This window comes from Cellulomonas sp., assembly GCF_036279715.1.
In the GTDB taxonomy this organism is placed as follows: domain Bacteria; phylum Actinomycetota; class Actinomycetes; order Actinomycetales; family Cellulomonadaceae; genus Cellulomonas_A.
Window position 1 is genome coordinate 14,133 of the sequence record NZ_DASUIR010000027.1, and the last position, 16,991, is coordinate 31,123.

18 protein-coding genes and 2 tRNA genes are annotated in these 16,991 nt (G+C 70.7%); 3 read left to right on the forward strand and 17 right to left on the reverse strand.

Annotated elements, in window-relative coordinates:
* Positions 1-18: 18 nt before the first annotated feature.
* Genes VFW79_RS02560 through VFW79_RS02575 form a run of 4 tightly spaced genes read right to left on the reverse strand, consistent with a single transcriptional unit; the run spans position 19 to position 2,441 of the window.
* Positions 19-675 (reverse strand): aminodeoxychorismate/anthranilate synthase component II, encoded by a 657-nt coding sequence (locus tag VFW79_RS02560; RefSeq protein ID WP_329675747.1) that lies wholly within the window; start codon positions 673-675, stop codon positions 19-21.
* A 1-nt stretch (position 676) separates the two neighbouring features.
* The gene (locus VFW79_RS02565; protein ID WP_329675748.1) at positions 677-835 is read right to left on the reverse strand and encodes a hypothetical protein; all 159 of its coding nucleotides are present in this window, start codon (positions 833-835) and stop codon (positions 677-679) included.
* Entirely contained in the window at positions 835-1,653 is an 819-nt protein-coding gene (locus tag VFW79_RS02570) for a class E sortase (RefSeq protein ID WP_414647843.1), read from the reverse strand. Before VFW79_RS02570 ends, VFW79_RS02565 begins: the two co-directional genes overlap by 1 nt.
* A complete protein-coding gene (locus VFW79_RS02575) occupies positions 1,650-2,441 on the reverse strand; it encodes a DUF881 domain-containing protein (protein WP_329675749.1) in 792 nt (263 codons plus the stop codon). The genes VFW79_RS02570 and VFW79_RS02575 overlap by 4 nt, the downstream gene beginning before the upstream one ends.
* Positions 2,442-2,549: 108 nt before the next feature.
* Here VFW79_RS02575 and VFW79_RS02580 point away from each other — a divergent pair, with 108 nt between their 5' ends.
* Positions 2,550-2,795 carry a cell division protein CrgA gene (locus tag VFW79_RS02580; RefSeq protein ID WP_329675750.1) on the forward strand — a complete coding sequence of 82 codons (246 nt, stop codon included), beginning with the start codon at positions 2,550-2,552 and terminating at the stop codon, positions 2,793-2,795.
* Between the two features lie 73 nt (positions 2,796-2,868).
* On the opposite strand, the gene VFW79_RS02585 is transcribed toward VFW79_RS02580, so the two are convergent.
* The 3 genes from VFW79_RS02585 to rnhA are packed head-to-tail and all read right to left on the reverse strand — an operon-like array spanning position 2,869 to position 4,736.
* Positions 2,869-3,720 carry a rhomboid family intramembrane serine protease gene (locus VFW79_RS02585; RefSeq protein ID WP_329675751.1) on the reverse strand — a complete coding sequence of 284 codons (852 nt, stop codon included), beginning with the start codon at positions 3,718-3,720 and terminating at the stop codon, positions 2,869-2,871.
* A gap of 22 nt (positions 3,721-3,742) precedes the next feature.
* Positions 3,743-4,282 carry a peptidylprolyl isomerase gene (locus tag VFW79_RS02590; RefSeq protein WP_329675752.1) on the reverse strand — a complete coding sequence of 180 codons (540 nt, stop codon included), beginning with the start codon at positions 4,280-4,282 and terminating at the stop codon, positions 3,743-3,745.
* Positions 4,283-4,304: 22 nt separating this feature from the next.
* On the reverse strand, positions 4,305-4,736 hold the full coding sequence (gene rnhA / locus VFW79_RS02595) for a ribonuclease HI (protein WP_329675780.1): 432 nt from the start codon (positions 4,734-4,736) through the stop codon (positions 4,305-4,307).
* Between the two features lie 229 nt (positions 4,737-4,965).
* Between rnhA and VFW79_RS02600 the strand changes: the two genes are divergently transcribed.
* Together VFW79_RS02600 and VFW79_RS02605 are read left to right on the forward strand one after the other, a co-directional pair.
* Positions 4,966-5,889 carry a hypothetical protein gene (locus tag VFW79_RS02600; protein WP_329675753.1) on the forward strand — a complete coding sequence of 308 codons (924 nt, stop codon included), beginning with the start codon at positions 4,966-4,968 and terminating at the stop codon, positions 5,887-5,889.
* A gap of 27 nt (positions 5,890-5,916) precedes the next feature.
* A complete protein-coding gene (locus tag VFW79_RS02605; RefSeq protein ID WP_329675754.1) occupies positions 5,917-6,546 on the forward strand; it encodes a DedA family protein in 630 nt (209 codons plus the stop codon).
* Here the strand turns inward: VFW79_RS02605 and VFW79_RS02610 are convergent, their stop codons facing one another.
* The 10 genes from VFW79_RS02610 to recF all read right to left on the reverse strand — a co-directional run bounded on the left by VFW79_RS02610 (position 6,547) and on the right by recF (position 16,958).
* Positions 6,547-7,266 carry a glutamine amidotransferase gene (locus VFW79_RS02610; protein ID WP_329675755.1) on the reverse strand — a complete coding sequence of 240 codons (720 nt, stop codon included), beginning with the start codon at positions 7,264-7,266 and terminating at the stop codon, positions 6,547-6,549. It abuts the gene before it with no gap.
* Complete coding sequence (locus VFW79_RS02615) at positions 7,263-8,630, reverse strand: MurT ligase domain-containing protein (RefSeq protein ID WP_329675756.1); 1,368 nt, start codon at positions 8,628-8,630, stop codon at positions 7,263-7,265. Before VFW79_RS02615 ends, VFW79_RS02610 begins: the two co-directional genes overlap by 4 nt.
* A gap of 222 nt (positions 8,631-8,852) precedes the next feature.
* A tRNA-Ala gene (locus VFW79_RS02620) sits at positions 8,853-8,925 on the reverse strand.
* Positions 8,926-8,937: 12 nt separating this feature from the next.
* A complete protein-coding gene (locus VFW79_RS02625) occupies positions 8,938-9,057 on the reverse strand; it encodes a DLW-39 family protein (RefSeq protein ID WP_242448289.1) in 120 nt (39 codons plus the stop codon).
* Between the two features lie 21 nt (positions 9,058-9,078).
* Positions 9,079-9,152: transfer RNA gene (locus tag VFW79_RS02630), tRNA-Ile, on the reverse strand.
* A 77-nt stretch (positions 9,153-9,229) separates the two neighbouring features.
* Positions 9,230-10,069 (reverse strand): DUF3566 domain-containing protein, encoded by an 840-nt coding sequence (locus VFW79_RS02635; RefSeq protein WP_329675757.1) that lies wholly within the window; start codon positions 10,067-10,069, stop codon positions 9,230-9,232.
* Positions 10,066-12,678, reverse strand: a complete 2,613-nt coding sequence (gene gyrA / locus VFW79_RS02640; RefSeq protein ID WP_329675758.1) for a DNA gyrase subunit A — start codon at positions 12,676-12,678, stop codon at positions 10,066-10,068. The genes VFW79_RS02635 and gyrA overlap by 4 nt, the downstream gene beginning before the upstream one ends.
* Positions 12,679-12,735: 57 nt before the next feature.
* Positions 12,736-14,718 (reverse strand): DNA topoisomerase (ATP-hydrolyzing) subunit B, encoded by a 1,983-nt coding sequence (gene gyrB, locus VFW79_RS02645; protein ID WP_329675781.1) that lies wholly within the window; start codon positions 14,716-14,718, stop codon positions 12,736-12,738.
* Between the two features lie 307 nt (positions 14,719-15,025).
* Positions 15,026-15,646 carry a DUF721 domain-containing protein gene (locus VFW79_RS02650; RefSeq protein ID WP_329675759.1) on the reverse strand — a complete coding sequence of 207 codons (621 nt, stop codon included), beginning with the start codon at positions 15,644-15,646 and terminating at the stop codon, positions 15,026-15,028.
* Complete coding sequence (gene recF, locus VFW79_RS02655; protein ID WP_329675760.1) at positions 15,636-16,958, reverse strand: DNA replication/repair protein RecF; 1,323 nt, start codon at positions 16,956-16,958, stop codon at positions 15,636-15,638. Before recF ends, VFW79_RS02650 begins: the two co-directional genes overlap by 11 nt.
* Positions 16,959-16,991 lie beyond the last annotated feature (33 nt).

Consider the following 16,991-nt stretch of genomic DNA (forward strand, 5'->3'; position numbering starts at 1 on the left):
CCTCGAGAAGGGGCTCGGCTAGCTCGCGGCGGGGGCCGCGCTCGTCCGGACCAGCGGGTGCAGACCGACCGAGCGCTCGAGCGCCTCGGTGTCCCCGCACAGCGCCAGCCAGTTCGCGAGGATCCGGTGCCCGCCCTCGGTCAGCACGCTCTCGGGGTGGAACTGCACACCGTGCAGCGGCAGCGTCCGGTGCTGGAGGCCCATGATGATGCGCCCGTGCGCGCTCTCGACGATGGCCGTGACCTCGAGCTCGTCGGAGAACGTGCCGTCGACGACCGCGAGCGAGTGGTACCGCGTCGCGGTGAACGGGCTCGGCAGCCCGGCGAGCACGCCGGCGCCGTGGTGGACGACCTGGCTCGTCTTGCCGTGCATGAGCTCGGGCGCGTGCGTGACGGTGCCACCGAACACCTCGCCGAGCGCCTGGTGCCCGAGGCACACGCCGAGCATCGGGATCCCGGCCTCCGCGCAGTCGCGGATGACCTGCAGGCTCGCGCCGGCCTCGGCCGGGGTGCCGGGTCCAGGGGAGATCAGGACGCCGTCGAACCCGGTGCGCTCCTCGACCGGGGGCACGGCGTCGTTGCGGACGACGACGGTCTCCGCGCCGAGCTGCGCGAGGTACCCCACGATCGTGTAGACGAACGAGTCGTAGTTGTCGACCACCAGGATCCGGGTCATCTCACACCCCTACAGTCGTGTCGTTGAATGGCATGAGCGGCGCGATCGCCGGGAACAGCCACGTGAAGCACGCCGCGAGGACCGCCGCCGCGAGGACGACGAGGATCGCGACCCGGACGGCCGTCGAACCCGGCAGGTGCCGCCACAACCACCCGTACATCAGGCTCCTCCGGCGATCTCAGCGGGGACGCCGTCCGAGACCGGTGCCCAGTAGTCAAGCACGCCGTGCACGATGAACCGCTCGCGGGCCGAGAACATCGGGTGGCACGTCGTGAGCGTGATGGAGCGCTCGGTCGGCGCGACGCCCGGCTTCCCCGGGACCGGGGCGATGACCGCGACGTCCTGCGGACGGACGATCTCCGTCGACGTCACGCGGTACACGTACCAGGTCGACGCGGTCCGGACCACGATGGGGTCGCCGACCTGCAGCTCGGCGACGCGGTTGAACGGCTTGGCGTACGTCGTGCGGTGCCCTGCCACAGCGAAGTTCCCCACGGCGCCCGGCATCGCTGTCCCGGGGTAGTGGCCGATCCCTAGGGCGTCGAGCACCGTCGCCTTGTCGACGCCCTCGCTGACGGGACGCTGGGGCTCGCCGCCCCAGCGCGGCACCTGCAGCGTCGCGAAGGTCGTGAGGACGTCAGGTTCGGCCTCGACGGGCGGTTCCTCGCCGCGGCGAGGTGCGGCGATGACCGGACCGGTCGTCGCGCCAGCTGTCGCACCCGGCGTCGGCGTTGCGGCCGACGGGACGGCCGTGGGTGCCTGGGCCCAGTCCAGGTTCCGGACGATCTCGGCCTGCGCGCGGTTGCCCTCGACGTCGGTCCACCACAGCTGCCACACGAGGAACGCGAGGAGCAGGACGCCAGCCGTGATCAGCAGCTCGCCGACGACCCCGAGCCCGGCCAGCGCGACCGAGCCGGCGCTCGTCCTCCGCAGGGACCGACCGTGCCGAGGTGCCCCGACGCGGTCCGGCGCGGTCACGACCCCGTGCCCGAGGTCGCCGCGGTGAGGCCGGGGAGCACCTCGACGCCCCGGGGGACCTGCGCGAACTTGAGCTCGGTGATCCCCTCGTACGCAGGGAGGTTCAGCGGGTCCTGAGCGGTCGTGACCTTCCAGCCGAGCCCGACGGCATCGACCCACTGCAGATAGATCTGCACGGCGGGCGACGCGGCGAGTGCCGCCCGGAGCTTGGCCGGGTCGCCGATCGCGCGGACGACGAACGGGGGCGAGTACCGCCGGCCGTGGAGCGACAGGACGTTGCCGATGCACTGGAACGCGCTCGTGGAGATGACCCGCTGGTCCATGAGGCTCATGGCCTCGGCGCCGCCCGCCCACAGCGCGTTGACCACCGCCTGGAGGTCCTGCTGGTGGACGACGAGGTCGTCGGGGCGCACGTTCGGCAGGTTCTGCGAGTCGGCGGGGGCGTCGGTCATGCTCACCGTGATCCCCGGGCCGGTGACCGCGACCTTGCCCGAGGCGACGTCGTACCCGACCCCGGGCGAGCCGATCTGCAGGCCCGTGAGACGCGCCTGCTCCTCGGTCAGCCGGTCGACGTCGGCGCGCAGCGTGCCCACCTCGCCCTGGAGCCGGGCGACCCGGGACTCCTCGACGCTCGCGAGGTCCGCGAGGTTCTGGGGGTGGCGCTCGTCTGTCCCGCGCGCGAGCCGCGCGTTGGCCACGAACATCATGCCGGCGAGCGCGAGCACGAGCGTCACCGAGAGCGTTCCACGGCTGACCCTGTGCACGACGTGGTGGGTGCGGTCCGGCACGCATGCTCCTCTCGGGCGTGATCGCCACTACGCTAAGCCACGTTCCGGCGGGTCGGCGCCGTTCTGCGTGTCGCCGCCCCGCCCCATCGCAGGACAGGAGCTGTTGACGTGCCTGAGTCGAGGTCGCGGAAGAAGCCCGCGTACATCCCGCCCCCCAAGGCGGCCGGACCCGTGGTGAACCCGACCTGGCTCGTGCCGGTCATGCTCACCCTGATGGTCGTCGGCCTGGCCTGGATCGTCGTGACCTACATGATGCAGTCCCAGTACCCCATCCCGGGGATCGGGCAGTGGAACCTCGCGATCGGCTTCGTGCTGATCCTGGCGGGTTTCAGCCTCACGACCCGCTGGCACTGAGCCCACGATCCACGGGGGTTGTCCCCAGGCGGGGACAACCCTGTGGATAACTACACCGGTGTAATTCGCTTCCTCAGACGCCCGCGTACTTGAGGAGCGCCAGCCCGACGACGAGCACGGCGGCCACGACCGTCGCGATGATGCCGACCTCGCGCCGACGGAGCGTCGGCGCGTACGCGTAGGCGGCCCCAAGCCCCGCGCCCACGATGAGCCCGCCGACGTGGGCCTGCCACGCGATGTTCGGCACGACGAACCCGATGACCAGGTTCAGCCCGATGACCATCAGGAAGCTCTGCGCGTTGCGCCCGAGCCGGCGGAGCACGACGAGCACCGCGCCGAACAGCCCGAACACCGCACCTGATGCGCCCACCGCGCCGAGGTACCACGCGTCGGTCGCAGGCGACGCGAACAGCAGCACCCCGACCGACCCGGCGACGGCGCTGATCAGGTACAGCGCGATGTACCGCGCGCGGCCGAGGGCGTTCTCGAGGAACGGCCCGACGATCCACAGCGCATACATGTTGAACAGGATGTGGAAGATGCTGTTCGGCGAGTGCAGGAACGCCGTCGTGAGGAACCGGTAGGGCTCCACCTGACCCGCGGCCGGTGAGAAGGCCCACCGGCTCGTCCACCCGGTCACGGCCAGCTGCAGCACGTAGCTCACGACGCACAGAGCGACGATCGTGATCGTCACGACCGGGCGCCCGCCGTGGACGCGTCCGCCGAGCGCAGTCTGCGTCGGTCGGGCGTTGCGCGCCGCCTCGGCGACGCAGTCGACGCACTGCACGCCCACGGGCGCCTGCCGCTGGCACTCGGGGCAGACCGGCCGCCCGCACCGCTGGCAGCGGACGTAGGAGATCCGGTCGGGGTGGCGCGGGCAGACCGGGGGGCCCGCCGTCTCGGGCAACGGCTGGAAGGAGCTCATGAGACGGCGGGCGGGAAGCCGCTCAGTCCTCGATCGTGACCGACGAGATAACGACGTCCTCGACAGGACGGTCGCCCGCACGCGTCGGGACGGCGATGATCGCGTCGACGACGGCGCGCGACGCGTCGTCGGCCACCTTGCCGAAGATCGTGTGCTTGCCGGTCAGCCACGTGGTCGGGGCGACGGAGATGAAGAACTGCGAGCCGTTGGTGCCGCCCACCTTGCCGGTGATCGGGTCGCGGCGCGGTCCGGCGTTGGCCATCGCGAGCAGGTACGGCTCCGTGAAACCGAGCTCGGGGTGGATCTCGTCGTCGAAGTTGTAGCCCGGGCCGCCGGTCCCGGTGCCCAGGGGGTCGCCACCCTGGATCATGAAGCCGGAGATCACGCGGTGGAAGATCACACCGTCGTACAGGGGGTCGGTGCGCTCAGCACCGGTGCGGGGGTCCTTCCAGGCCTTGGAACCCGTGGCCAGGCCGGTGAAGTTCTCCACCGTCTTGGGCGCGTGGTTCGGGAAGAGCTCGATCCGGATGTCACCGGCGGTCGTGTGCAGCGTCGCGAACATGTGAGCAGTGTTTCACGACCCGTCAGCCGCGTCGCTCCCTGACCTGGTCCACGCCGCGGTTGGCGAGCTCGTCCGCCCGCTCGTTCCCCACGTCGCCCGCGTGCCCCTTGACCCACTGCCAGGTGATGGTGTGCCGCGCGACCTCGGTGTCGAGGGCCTGCCACAGCTCGGCGTTCTTGACCGGCTTCTTGTCGGCCGTGCGCCAGCCGTTGCGCTTCCAGCCCGCGAGCCACGAGGTCATGCCCTTCATGACGTACTGCGAATCGATGTTGAGGATCACCGTGCACGGCCGCGTGAGGGCACGCAGACCCTCGATCACCGCCGTGAGCTCCATGCGGTTGTTGGTCGTGTCCTCCTCGCCCCCGAAGAGCTCGCGCTCGTGGGTGCCCGACCGCATCCAGACACCCCACCCGCCGACACCCGGGTTGCCCTTGCAGGCGCCGTCGGTCCACATCTCGACGACCGTCGCGGCGGTGGCGTCCGCCGCCGACCGGGGGTACGAGGTGGCAGGGGTGAGGGTCGACGAGTCGGGGGACGAGGTGGCGGACGACGACATGAGCCCGACTCTAGGTCGTCCCGCACGGCATCCGCGCACCCGTGACGTGCGCCGGGACCCTGCGCGCGCCCGCGCGTGGTGGCAGAGTGGGACCTCAGGACGCCAGCCGCACAACACGGGAGTGGACATGACCTTCAGCATCCGTCGCCCGACGCTCGACCAGGTGGACACCGAGCGGATCAAGGAGCACGCCGCGGAGCTCGCAGCGAGCGCGAAGGTTCACGCCGGCGAAGCCGCGACGCACGCCGCCGAGGCTGCAGGCCAGGCCAAGGAGTGGTCGACGCCGCGCGTCGAGGCTGCGATCGAGTGGCTCGTCCCGCGGATCGAGCAGCTGTACAAGGAGAGCGTGAAGGCTGCGGCGCCGCGCGTCGAGAAGGCCGCCGAGAAGGCCGCACCGGCCATCGACACCGCCCACGACAAGCTCGTCGACGACCTGCTCCCGCGCCTCGTGGCGGCGATCAACGAGGCCGCCGAGCGTGCGGGTGCCGCCGTCGAGAAGGCCGCCGACAAGGCCGCCACCGCCCCCGCGGCCGTCGCGGCAGCTGCCGCAGCCGCCGAGGCCGCCGTGTCCGAGAAGAAGAGGCACACGGGTCGGAACGCCTTCTGGTTCTTCGCGCTCATCGCCGGCATCGGCGCGGCCGTCGCCGCCTGGACCCGGACCCGGTCGACCGAGGACCCGTGGGCAGAGCCCTGGGAGCCCGCCACCGAGTCGGGACACAGCACCGAGACGCTGCGTGCCCGCGCCCACGAGGCCCGCGAGGACCTGACCGTGAAGGTCGGCGACGCTGCCGAGACTGTCGGCGAGGTCGCCGGCGCGACGGTCGCGAAGAGCCGCGAGGCGACGCGCAAGGCCGCCGACAAGGTGACCGCCGCCGCTGAAGAGCTCACGGAGAAGGTCAGCGAGGCCCGCGAGGACCTGACCGAGAAGGTCGCGGACGCCGCGAAGAAGGTCACGACCCGGCGCTCGGTGCCCAAGTCGATCGACACCGCAGAGTCCGACGCAGTCGAGGCTGCCGACGTCGCCCCGGAGAGCCCGGACGAGACCGTCTGACGGCCGAGAGGTAGCGGGCGCGTCAGGATGAGCGCTGTCCTCGACAACATCCTCGGCGCGCCCGGCTGGATCGTCTACCTGGTGGTCGGTCTCGTCGTCTTCGCTGAGGACGCGCTCTTCGTCGGGTTCGTGGTCCCGGGGGAGACCGTCGCGATCCTCGGGGGTGTCGCCGCGAGCCGCGGGCACGCGTCGGTGCTCGTCGTCGCGATCGTGGTCGTCACGGCCGCGATCGTGGGTGACAGCGTCGGGTACGAGGTCGGCAAGCACTGGGGCACCCGGCTGCTCGACCTGCGGGTGTTCGCGAAGCACCGAGAGCGCCTGCAGACCGCTCAGACCCTCCTGGCGCGCCGCGGTGGCGTCGCAGTCCTGCTCGGCCGGTGGGTCGCGTTCTTCCGGGCCGTGATGCCCGCGCTCGCCGGCGCAGCGAAGATGCCGTACCGCATGTTCCTGCCGTTCAACGCCGCGGGCGGGATCGTCTGGGGAACCGTCGTCGTGCTCGTGGGCTACCTGGCGGCCAACTCGTACGCCCAGGTCGAACGGACCATCGGGCGCGATGCCGCCCTGATCGCCCTCGTCGTCGTCCTGGCGCTCGTGGCGGTGTGGCAGGTCAGACGTCGGCGGGCAGCGGCGGCGCGGACCGAGCCCGACGCGAGCTGACTACCTCGGGCGGGCCGCCGCGGAGTCGGCCGCTCGCCGTTCCAGGTCGTCGGGGATCGGCGCGAGCTCCGTCGGGCCGCAGCGACGCTCGAGCGCGACGCGCAACAGGTGGTCGGTGAGGTGCGGGTTCTTCGGCAGGACGGGGCCGTGCAGATAGGTCCCGATCACGTTGCCGGTCCTGGCGCCCTCCCGCTGGCTCGCGCGGTCGTTCCCGAAGCCTGAGGTCACCGTGCCGAGAGCGTCCTGCCCGGGGTCGAGGATCGTCTGCCCGGAGTGGTTCTCGAACCCGACCAGCCGGCCGAAGGGGCTGTCGACGACGATGTTGCCGACGAGACGCGAGGCGCCCGCCACGGTGCGGGCACCGAAGATGCCGATGCCGTCGAGCGCCGCGCTGTCGGCCGTGACGACGCTGCTGCCGAACAGCTGGTACGTCCCGCAGACCACGAGCATCGGGGTGCCTCCGGCCGCGAGGCTGCGCAGGTCGTCGCCGCGCGCGAGCAGGTCCTCGGCGACGACCTGCTGACCCGAGTCCTGCCCACCGCCGCCGAAGACGATGTCGACGCCGGCGAAGTCGAAGGGGCTGCCCACCTCGACCGACCGCACCTCCACGTCGATGCCTCGCCACTCGAGTCGCCGACGCAGCGCGATGACGTTGCCGACGTCGCCGTAGATGTTCATGTCGTCGGGATACAGGTGCGCGATGACGACCCGCGCGCTCATGCGGCGGTGAGGCTCAGTGCGCCGCCGCTGGTCAGCAGCGCACGGATCTTCAGCATGGCCGTGTAGGTGGGCAGGATGTAGGCGTCACCACCGACCGGCGTCTCCCGGACGAGCCTGTCCACGGCACGTTCGACGTCCTCCAGCTCGTCCGACGCGATGCCGTCGTAGTGCAGGCGCAGCGACATGTCGGCGCCGCGGGTCCCCGTCGTCAGGACGGTCGAGCCGGCGGGCACGAGGGTGCCCAGCGGCACGTCCCACAGCCAGGAGACGTCCCGCCCGTCAGCGCGAAGATCGCTGATCGCGAAGAGGAGGCGCGGCGCGGGCAGGGGGCTGACGAACGTCTCGAGCACACGCGCGAGGCCGACGGGGTTCTTGGCGAGCAGGACATGGACCCTCCGGCCGGCAAGCTCGAACACCTCGGCCCGGCCGAAGGCGGCACTGACTGCGGCCAGGGGCTCCGCCAGGACCGCCGCGTCGATCCCCTGCGCGTGCGCGACGCTGACCGCGGCGAGGGCGTTCGACAGGTTGTAGCTGCCGGCCAGCGGCAGGGTCAGCTCGGTAGACCGTCCGTCGACCTCCACCGTGAAGCGCGATCCGGTGGCGTCGGCCGCCTGCACATCGGTCAGCGCGACGCGGGGGCGGGGGCGGGCGAAGTCCCCGTGGGGGCACCGGTAGTGGCCGATGTGTGCGTAGAAGACCCGGCTGAACTCCAGGCGCGCGCCGCACACAGGGCATCGTTCGGAGTCCGCGACCCCCTGGCCCGTCCCGGTCATCGAGCGTGCCTCGACACCGAAGTAGGTCACCAGCTCGGGCCGCGCGGCGTACCGGCTCAGGCTGGTCACCAGCGGGTCGTCGGCATTGAGGTGCAGCCGGGCGGTCGTCGCCGCGATCCCGTCGGCGATCAGCCCGGCGGTCACGTCGAGCTCCCCGTAGCGGTCGAGCTGGTCCCGGAACAGGTTGAGCACCACGATGTCCGTCGGGTTCAGGTCTGCGGCGACCAGTCGAAGGCTGGCCTCGTCGACCTCGAACAGCCCGATCGTCTCCTGCACGGTTCCCCGCAGGCTCGCGGCAGCCAGCAGCGCCGCTGTGATCCCCCGCTTGAGGTTCGACCCGGTGCTGTTCGTGAGCACCCGCTCGCCGTTCGCCCGGAGGGCCGCCGCGATCAGCATGGTCGTGGTCGTCTTGCCGTTGGTCCCGGTCACGAGGATGACGCCGTGGGGCAACCCCGCGGCGAGCCGTCCCGCCAGCCGCGGGTACAGGCGCTCGGCGACCAGTCCAGGGAAGGCCTGTCCGACGCCCAGGCCGAGCCGGCGGCTGAGCGCCGCGGCAGCCTTCGTCATGACGAGCGTGAACCAGAGAGCCATACCCCGGACGGTACGTGCGTCGTCTGAGTCCGACCTGGGCGTCACCTGACAGAACGCCCAGGCTTGATCTTCTACCTCCCGGGTCGGAGCCGGCCCAGAACGACCTGTGCGCACGCCATGAGTTGTGACGCGGTTGCCGGCCAGCACGCCGACGCCGTCGCACAGACGATGGTGTGAGGGTCTAGATGGTGTGACGGGAACCTGCGACCCGCGGAGTATGGGTGGAGCCAAGGGGACTCGAACCCCTAACCCCCTGCTTGCAAAGCAGGTGCGCTACCACTTGCGCCATGGCCCCTAGAGCGGTGGATCACTCGAACGTGTCGGTGACCTCTGCCCACAGATCCCGGTCGTCCTGGTTCTGCGAGTACTGCTGCCACGCGACATAGCCGACTGCCGCAACTGCCATCAGGAGAAGCAGCTTCTTCATCGGTCCCCCACGGGTCGGGAGTGGGCCTAACAGGACTTGAACCTGTGACCTCTTCCTTATCAGGGAAGCGCTCTAACCGTCTGAGCTATAGGCCCGTATGCGCACCACGCTGGGCGGGGCGCGCCGGTCGAGACTACCCCAGTCGAGCCATGCCGCCCAAACGCGGTCGGCCTTACTCGTCGGTCATCGTCAGGTGCACCCCACCGACCAGCGCGGCGGTGATGTTGTAGAGGAATGCGGCGATGGTCGAGAGCGCCGTCAGCAGGAACACGTCGACGACGGCGATGAGTGTCGCGGCCGAGAGGATCCGGCTGAAGGAGACGTACTGGAGGATGTCGACGTTGCTCTCCGCACCGAGCACCTCCTTGACGAGCGTGTCGATCTGCGCGAAGACGTGCATGCCGTCCAGTGCGAACCAGATCACTGCCGCCGCGACGACGAGGATGATCCCGAGCGCCACCGACAGCAGGAACGACAGCTTCATCACCGACCACGGGTCGATGCGCGAGACAGCAAGCCGGACTCGGCGGGGTGCACCGGTCGCGGACACCGTGGGGATCCGGCCCGTCGTCGGACGGGGAGCGGGCGTGCCCGACGCTCGCGGCGGGGCGGTGTGCGTCGTGCCGGTCATGGTGGGTTCCTCGGTGCGGGAGTGCGTGGCCGAGCCGATCGCGGCCGAGGTGGCGGCAGCGGCCTTCTTGAGCGACGTGGTGACGGAGCCGACCGCGACCTGCAGCGGCGAGGGGGCGTCGTCCACATCGACCGGCGCTGACGCGCTCGGCACCGGCGCCGAGGTCGAGCCGGACGGCCGGACGGCCGCGGGGCCGCGCGCCGGCCGCGGAGCGAACGTGACGCCCTCGTCGATCGGCTCGGACCCGGCGGGCCGCAGCGTGGCCGGTCCGCTCGTCGGCGTGCCGGGGGGCGCACCTGCGCTCGACGCGGCGGGTCGGCTCACCGGCCCGGTCGGCCGGTTGCGCGGCGGGATCGACGGGGGAGCGGGCTCAGTGCTCATGCATCCTCCTGCGGGGATGACTCAGCGCCTGTCGGGTCCTCCGGCACGGGCTGCGGGGAGGCCGCCGGCGCATCCGCTGACACGTCCGACGACGCGGTCTCGTCGACCACGGTACCGGCATCGTCGCCGAGGTGTCGCTCGATGTTGCGAGCGACGGCGATGATCCGGTCGTTGTTCTCGGGCTTGGCGAAGATCACGCCCTGTGTCGCGCGCCCGGTCGCGTTGACCTCGCTGACGGCCGACCGCACGATCTTCCCGCGTTCCATGATCACGAGAACCTCGTCGTCCTCGTCCGTGACCAGGGCTCCTACGAGGTCGCCGTTCGCCTCCGGCAGGTTCGCCACCTTGATGCCGAGGCCGCCTCGACCTTGGACCCGGTAGTTCTCGACGGTGAGGGCCGTGCGCTTGGCGATGCCCCCCTCGGTGACCGTGAAGAGGAACGACCCGTCGCGCACGACATCCATCGCGAGCAGCTGGTCCTCGGTGCGGAACTTCATGCCGGTGACGCCGGACGTCGCGCGACCCATCGGGCGCAGCGCCTCGTCGTTCGCCGTGAAGCGGATCGACTGCCCCTTGCGCGAGACGAGGATCAGGTCGTCGGTCGAGTTGACGATGCACGCCGAGACGACCTCGTCGGGCAGGCCGTCCTCGTCCTCGCGCAGGTTGATCGCGATGACGCCACCCGAGCGTGTCGAGTCGTACTCGCTCAGCCGCGTCTTCTTGACCAGGCCCCGCAGCGTCGCCAGGACCAGGTACTCCGCCTGCTCGTAGCTCTGCAGGTCCAGGACCTGCGCGATCTTCTCGCCGGGCTGGAACGCGAGCAGGTTCGCGACGTGCTGACCCTTGGCGTCCCGGCCGCCCTCGGGCAGCTCGTACGCCTTGGACCGGTAGACGCGGCCGAGGTTCGTGAAGAACAGCAGCCAGTGGTGCGTCGTCGTGACGAAGAAGTGGTCGACGATGTCGTCCTCGCGCAGCTGCGCGCCGCGCACACCCTTGCCACCGCGGTGCTGGGCCCGGTAGTTGTCGCTGCGGGTGCGCTTGACGTAACCGCCGCGCGTGATGGTGACGACCATCTCCTCCTCGGCGATGAGGTCCTCGATCGAGACCTCCCCGCTGAACGGGAGGATCTGGGTGCGGCGCTCGTCGCCGTACTTCTCGACGATCTCCGCGAGCTCGTCCTTGACGATCCCGCGCTGGCGGGCGTCCGAGGCGATGATCTCCTGGAAGTCGGCGATCTTGGCCTGCAGTGCGGCGAACTCGTCCGTCAGGCGCTGACGCTCCATCGCGGCGAGCGCGCGCAGCTGGAGGGTGAGGATCGCGCGCGCCTGGACGTCGTCGACGTCGAGGAGCTCCATCAGTCCCTCACGCGCGTCGTCGACTGTCGCCGACGCACGGATCAGGGCGATGACCTCGTCGAGCATGTCGAGGGCCTTGAGGTAGCCGCGCACGATGTGCGCCCGCTCCTCGGCCTCGCGCAGGCGGTAGCGCGTGCGACGGACGATGACCTCGCGCTGGTGCGTGACCCAGTGGCGGACGAACGCATCGATGCTCAGCGTGCGCGGGACCCCGTCGACGAGCGCGAGCATGTTCGCGCCGAACGTCTCCTGCAGCTGGGTGTGCTTGTAGAGGTTGTTGAGCACGACCTTGGCGACGGCGTCGCGCTTGAGCACGATCACGAGTCGCTGGCCCGTGCGGCCCGACGTCTCGTCGCGGATGTCCGCGATACCGGTGACGCGACCCTCCTTGACGAGGTCCGCGATCTTCAGCGCGAGCGTGTCGGGGTTGACCTGGTAAGGCAGCTCGGAGACGACGAGGCAGATGCGCCCCTGGATCTCCTCGACCTCGACGACCGCGCGCATGATGATCGAGCCGCGGCCCGTGCGGTACGCGTCCTCGATGGCCCGGTGCCCGAGGATCGTCGCGCCGGTGGGGAAGTCCGGGCCCTTGATCCGCTGGATCAGCGCCTCGAGGAGCTCCTCGTGCGTCGCCTCGGCATGGTCGAGGTGCCACAGGACACCCTCGGCGACCTCGCGCAGGTTGTGCGGGGGGATGTTCGTCGCCATGCCGACCGCGATGCCCGACGACCCGTTGACCAGGAGGTTCGGGAACCGCGAGGGCAGCACGACCGGCTCCTGCGTGCGCCCGTCGTAGTTGTCCTGGAAGTCGACGGTGTCCTCGTTGATGTCACGGACCATCTCCATCGACAGCGGAGCCATCCGGCACTCCGTGTACCGGGGCGCGGCCGCGGGGTCGTTGCCGGGGGAGCCGAAGTTCCCCTGCCCGGACACGAGCGGGTAGCGCATCGACCAGTCCTGGACCAGGCGCACGAGCGCGTCGTAGATCGACGTGTCGCCGTGCGGGTGGAACTTGCCCATGACGTCGCCGACGACGCGCGTGCACTTGGAGAACTGCCGGTCCGGGCGGTAGCCGCCGTCGTACATCGCGTAGAGCACGCGGCGGTGGACGGGCTTGAGCCCGTCGCGCACGTCGGGCAGCGCACGACCCACGATGACGGACATCGCGTAGTCCAGGTACGACCGCTGCATCTCGAGCTGCAGGTCGACCTGCTCGATGTCGCCGTGCTCGATGTCGGTGGGAAGGTCAGTCACGGATCAGGTCCTTAGCTGTGCGGCTCGGTGGGCGCGGGGGCGTCAAGGGGCGCGTCCTCAGATGTCGAGGACGCGCACGTCCTTGGCGTTGCGCTGGATGAAGGACCGGCGGGCCTCGACGTCCTCACCCATGAGGATCGCGAAGGTCTCGTCGGCCGCGGCGGCGTCGTCGAGGTTGACCTGCAGCAGCGTGCGGTGCTCGGGCGACATCGTGGTCTCCCACAGCTCCGAGTAGTCCATCTCACCGAGACCCTTGTAGCGCTGGATCGCGTTCTCCTTGGGGATCCGCTTGCCGGCGGCCTGTCCCTCGACGAGGAACTGGTCACGCTCGCGGTCGGAGTACACGTAGTCGTGCGGCGCGTTCGTCCACTTGATGCGGTACAGCGGCGGCTGCGCGAGGAACACGTTGCCGCTCTCGATGAGCGGGCGCATGTACCGGAAGAGCAGCGTGAGCAGCAGCGTGCAGATGTGCTGGCCGTCGACGTCGGCATCGGCCATGAGGACGATCTTGTGGTAGCGCAGCTTCGCGAGGTCGAAGTCCTCGCCGATCCCGGTGCCGAACGCCGTGATGAGCGCCTGGATCTCCATGTTGCCGAGCGCCCGGTCGAGCCGCGCGCGCTCCACGTTGAGGATCTTTCCGCGCAGCGGGAGGATCGCCTGCGTGCGCGGGTTGCGCCCGCGCACCGCCGAGCCACCGGCCGAGTCGCCCTCGACGATGAAGATCTCGCACTCCTCGGGCCGGTTCGACTGGCAGTCGCGGAGCTTGCCCGGCATGCCGCCCGACTCGAGCAGGCCCTTGCGCCGCGTCGCCTCCCGCGCCTTGCGCGCGGCCATCCGCGCGGCTGCGGCCTGGATCGACTTGCGGATGACGTCGCGCGCCTCGGTGGGGTGCGCGTCGAGCCACGCCCCGAGCTGCTCGTTGACGACCTTCTGGACGAACGTCTTGGCCTCGGTGTTGCCGAGCTTCGTCTTCGTCTGGCCCTCGAACTGCGGCTCGCCGAGCTTGATCGACAGGACGGCCGTCAGGCCCTCGCGGATGTCGTCACCCGTGAGGTTCTCGTCCTTCTCCTTGATGATCGTCTTCTCGCGCGCATAGCGGTTCATGAGCGAGGTCATCGCCGCACGGAAGCCCTCCTCGTGCGTGCCGCCCTCGGTCGTTGCGATCGTGTTCGCGTAGGTGTGGACGGACTCGGAGTACGCGTTGGTCCACTGCAGGGCGATCTCGACCGAGATGCGCCGCTCCTTGTCCTCGGACTCGAAGTCGATGATCTCGGGGTGGATCACCTCGACCTTCTTCGCCGAGTTCAGGTGGCGGACGTAGTCGATGAGCCCGCCCTCGTACCGGTAGGTCACGGTGCGCAGGCTCGCGGGTGCCCCGAGGTTGTCAGCGTCGCGCTCCACGCTGTCCGGCCGCGCGATCTCGTCCTCGGTGCCCGTGTGCTCCGGGCGCTCGTCGGTGAGCGAGATCTGCAGGCCCTTGTTGAGGAAGGCCATCTGCTGGAAGCGCGAACGCAGCGTCTCGAAGTCGTAGGTCGTGGTCTCGAAGACGGCGTCGCTCGCCCAGAACGTGATGGTCGTGCCGGTGTGGTCGGCCTCTTCGCCTTGCGCGAGCGGCGCCTGCGGGACTCCGTCGCGGTAGCTCTGACGCCACACCGAGTCCTGCCGACGGACCTCGACGTCGAGGCGCGACGACAGCGCGTTCACGACGGAGACGCCGACACCGTGCAACCCGCCCGAGACGGCGTAGCCGGCCCCGCCGAACTTTCCGCCTGCGTGCAGGACGGTCAGGACGACCTCGATGGCCGGCTTGCCCTCGGACTTGACGATGTCGACCGGGATGCCGCGACCGTTGTCGACGACGCGGACGCCGCCGTCCGCGAGGAGCGTCACCTCGATGTGGTCGCAGTACCCGGCGAGCGCCTCGTCGACCGAGTTGTCGACCACCTCATAGACCAGGTGGTGCAGCCCGCGCGCGCCCGTCGACCCGATGTACATGCCAGGCCGCTTGCGGACGGCGTCGAGGCCCTCGAGAACGGTGATCGCACTCGCGTCGTAGCCGCCGTTCGATGATGCGGGGGGAGCGCCTTCGCTGGCGACAGATCCGGTGGAAGCGCTCTTCTCGGCCACGGGCGGTGGTACTCCTCAAGGTCTCACACGCGAATGGGGCGGCCCTCTGAGGTGTCAGAGAGCGGATCACTCCACTTCGCTGGAGTTCCAGGCACAGACGCGCCAGGAATGACCTTCACAGTCTACCTGGCGAAGCGCGCCGGGCCCGCTCTTCACACCCTGTGACGCGGGGTCGTTCGCGGGGTCGTCAGTGGCGTCAGCTCCCGTGTCATCCCCAGGGTCAGCCCCAGGTGTCGCGAGGACCCCGTCCCGGGACGGAGCGTGGACCTCGCTTGAACCCCGGACCGGCCGGCCCGACCACGTGGATCTCACGCACCACGTCCTCGCCGACGTCGTCCGCGAGCCGGCGCAAGAGCTGCGGGACGAGGAGGCGGACCTGGGTGGCCCACGCCGTCGAGTCGGTCCGCACCGTGAGGATCCCGGCGTCGAAGGTCTCGGGCTCGCAGTGATCCGCGATCTGGTCGCCCATGACGTCCCGCCAGCGACCGATCACACCGCCGACCGACACCTCCTGGACCCAGCCACGGTCCCGCAGCAGCCGCGCGAGCGTGTCGGCGACCGGCTGAGGATCGCGACCGTCGCGACCGGGGGAACCGCGCGGCGGGTCGAGGGGTGATCGACGCTTGGCGGCCTGGCCCGGGTAGATGCCTCGCGACTTCGCCCCCGCCTTCGCGCGTTCGAGGGCTGCGCGGGCGACGCTGCCGGGTGGCGTCAGCTCGATGAACGCTCCGACGGGCGCGCCGTCGGGCGGGTCCGTGACCGGTCGGGGCACCCGGTCGGCTGTGTCGGCGTCCGCCGAGTCGGTCCCGGGCAGGTCTGCGCCGGTCTCGTCAGAGGACACGCGCGACCTCGCCACCCATGACGTCGACACGGGCACCGGCGAGCTGCTCGGGCACGTCCCCCGGGACGGCCGCAGTGACGATCACCTGCCGCGCCGGCGCGACGAGCTCGGCCAGACGGTCCCGGCGACGGACGTCGAGCTCGGCGAACACGTCGTCGAGGATCAGGACCGGCTCACCGTCCTCGCCCCAGTCAGCCATCCATAGGTCCGTCCCGGAGTCGTCGCCCGTGCCGGTCCCCGCGGCGGCGGCGTCGGGCCCCCGCGTGAGCAGCGTGTACGACGCGAGCCGGAGCGCGAGCGCGAACGACCACGACTCCCCGTGGCTGGCGTACCCCTTCGCGGGCAACCCGCCGAGCGTCAGGACGAGGTCGTCCCGGTGCGGGCCCACGAGGCACACCCCCCGCTCGATCTCCTTGGGACGCAGGTGGCCCATCGCCTCGAGCAGCTGGGCCTCGACCAGCCGCGTCGACCCGTTCGGCTCACGCGGCACCGTCGGGCCGGGCTCGCCGGGAGCCGTCGGGCCGCGTCCCTGCTCGTCGGCGCGGTCGAGCTCGACGTCGAGCGAGGACCGGTAGCCGATGACCGCCTCGCCCTGGCCCGCGCTGACCTGCTCGTACGCCTGCGCGACGTACGGCGCCAGCGCAGCGACGATCTGTCGGCGCGCGACGATGACCTGGGCGCCGGCCTGGGCGAGCTTGGCGTCCCAGACGTCGAGCGTGCGCAGGTCGGCGGCCCCGCGCGACCCCCGCACGGCCGCCGACGCGGACTTGAGGAGAGCGCCGCGCTGGCGCAGCACCCGGTCGTAGTCACCGAGGACCCCGGCGAGCCTCGGGGTCACGAGGACGGCGAGCTCGTCGAGGAACCGGCGCCGGCCGTCGGGGTCGCCCTTGACGAGAGAGAGGTCCTCGGGGGCGAAGAGGACCGTGCGCAGGAGTCCGAGGACGTCGCGGGCCCGGCCGGGCGACCCACCGTTGACCCGGGCGCGGTTCGCCTTGCCCGGGGTGATCTCGATCTCCACGAGGCTCGTGCGGCTCGTGGTCTCGGCACCGGCGGCACGGCCGAAACCGTCCGCGCGCCCGTGCTCCCGCACGATCCTCGTCCTGATGACCGCGCGCGAGGCACCCGACCGGACGAGGGCCGCATCCGACGGAACCCGGTGGCTGGCGAGCGTCGCGACATAGCCGATGGCCTCGACGAGGTTGGTCTTGCCCTGGCCATTGGGTCCGACCAGCGCGGTGACGCCCGCGTCGAGCGGCAGCTCGACCTGGGCGTACGAGCGGAAGTCGGTCAGCGAGAGGTGCGAGACATACATGCTCGAGCTCAGACGGACGGGTTGTGGGTGGGG

Bases quoted from the DNA above. Each gene is read 5' to 3' on its own strand.
- recF (WP_329675760.1), bottom strand. From the start codon at position 16,958: ATGTATGTCTCGCACCTCTCGCTGACCGACTTCCGCTCGTACGCCCAG.
- VFW79_RS02615 (WP_329675756.1), bottom strand. From the start codon at position 8,630: ATGGCTCTCTGGTTCACGCTCGTCATGACGAAGGCTGCCGCGGCGCTC.
- VFW79_RS02565 (WP_329675748.1), bottom strand. From the start codon at position 835: ATGTACGGGTGGTTGTGGCGGCACCTGCCGGGTTCGACGGCCGTCCGG.
- VFW79_RS02610 (WP_329675755.1), bottom strand. From the start codon at position 7,266: ATGAGCGCGCGGGTCGTCATCGCGCACCTGTATCCCGACGACATGAAC.
- VFW79_RS02600 (WP_329675753.1), top strand. From the start codon at position 4,966: ATGACCTTCAGCATCCGTCGCCCGACGCTCGACCAGGTGGACACCGAG.
- VFW79_RS02605 (WP_329675754.1), top strand. From the start codon at position 5,917: ATGAGCGCTGTCCTCGACAACATCCTCGGCGCGCCCGGCTGGATCGTC.
- VFW79_RS02585 (WP_329675751.1), bottom strand. From the start codon at position 3,720: ATGAGCTCCTTCCAGCCGTTGCCCGAGACGGCGGGCCCCCCGGTCTGC.
- VFW79_RS02625 (WP_242448289.1), bottom strand. From the start codon at position 9,057: ATGAAGAAGCTGCTTCTCCTGATGGCAGTTGCGGCAGTCGGCTATGTC.
- VFW79_RS02635 (WP_329675757.1), bottom strand. From the start codon at position 10,069: ATGAGCACTGAGCCCGCTCCCCCGTCGATCCCGCCGCGCAACCGGCCG.
- VFW79_RS02590 (WP_329675752.1), bottom strand. From the start codon at position 4,282: ATGTTCGCGACGCTGCACACGACCGCCGGTGACATCCGGATCGAGCTC.
- rnhA (WP_329675780.1), bottom strand. From the start codon at position 4,736: ATGTGGACCGACGGCGCCTGCAAGGGCAACCCGGGTGTCGGCGGGTGG.
- VFW79_RS02560 (WP_329675747.1), bottom strand. From the start codon at position 675: ATGACCCGGATCCTGGTGGTCGACAACTACGACTCGTTCGTCTACACG.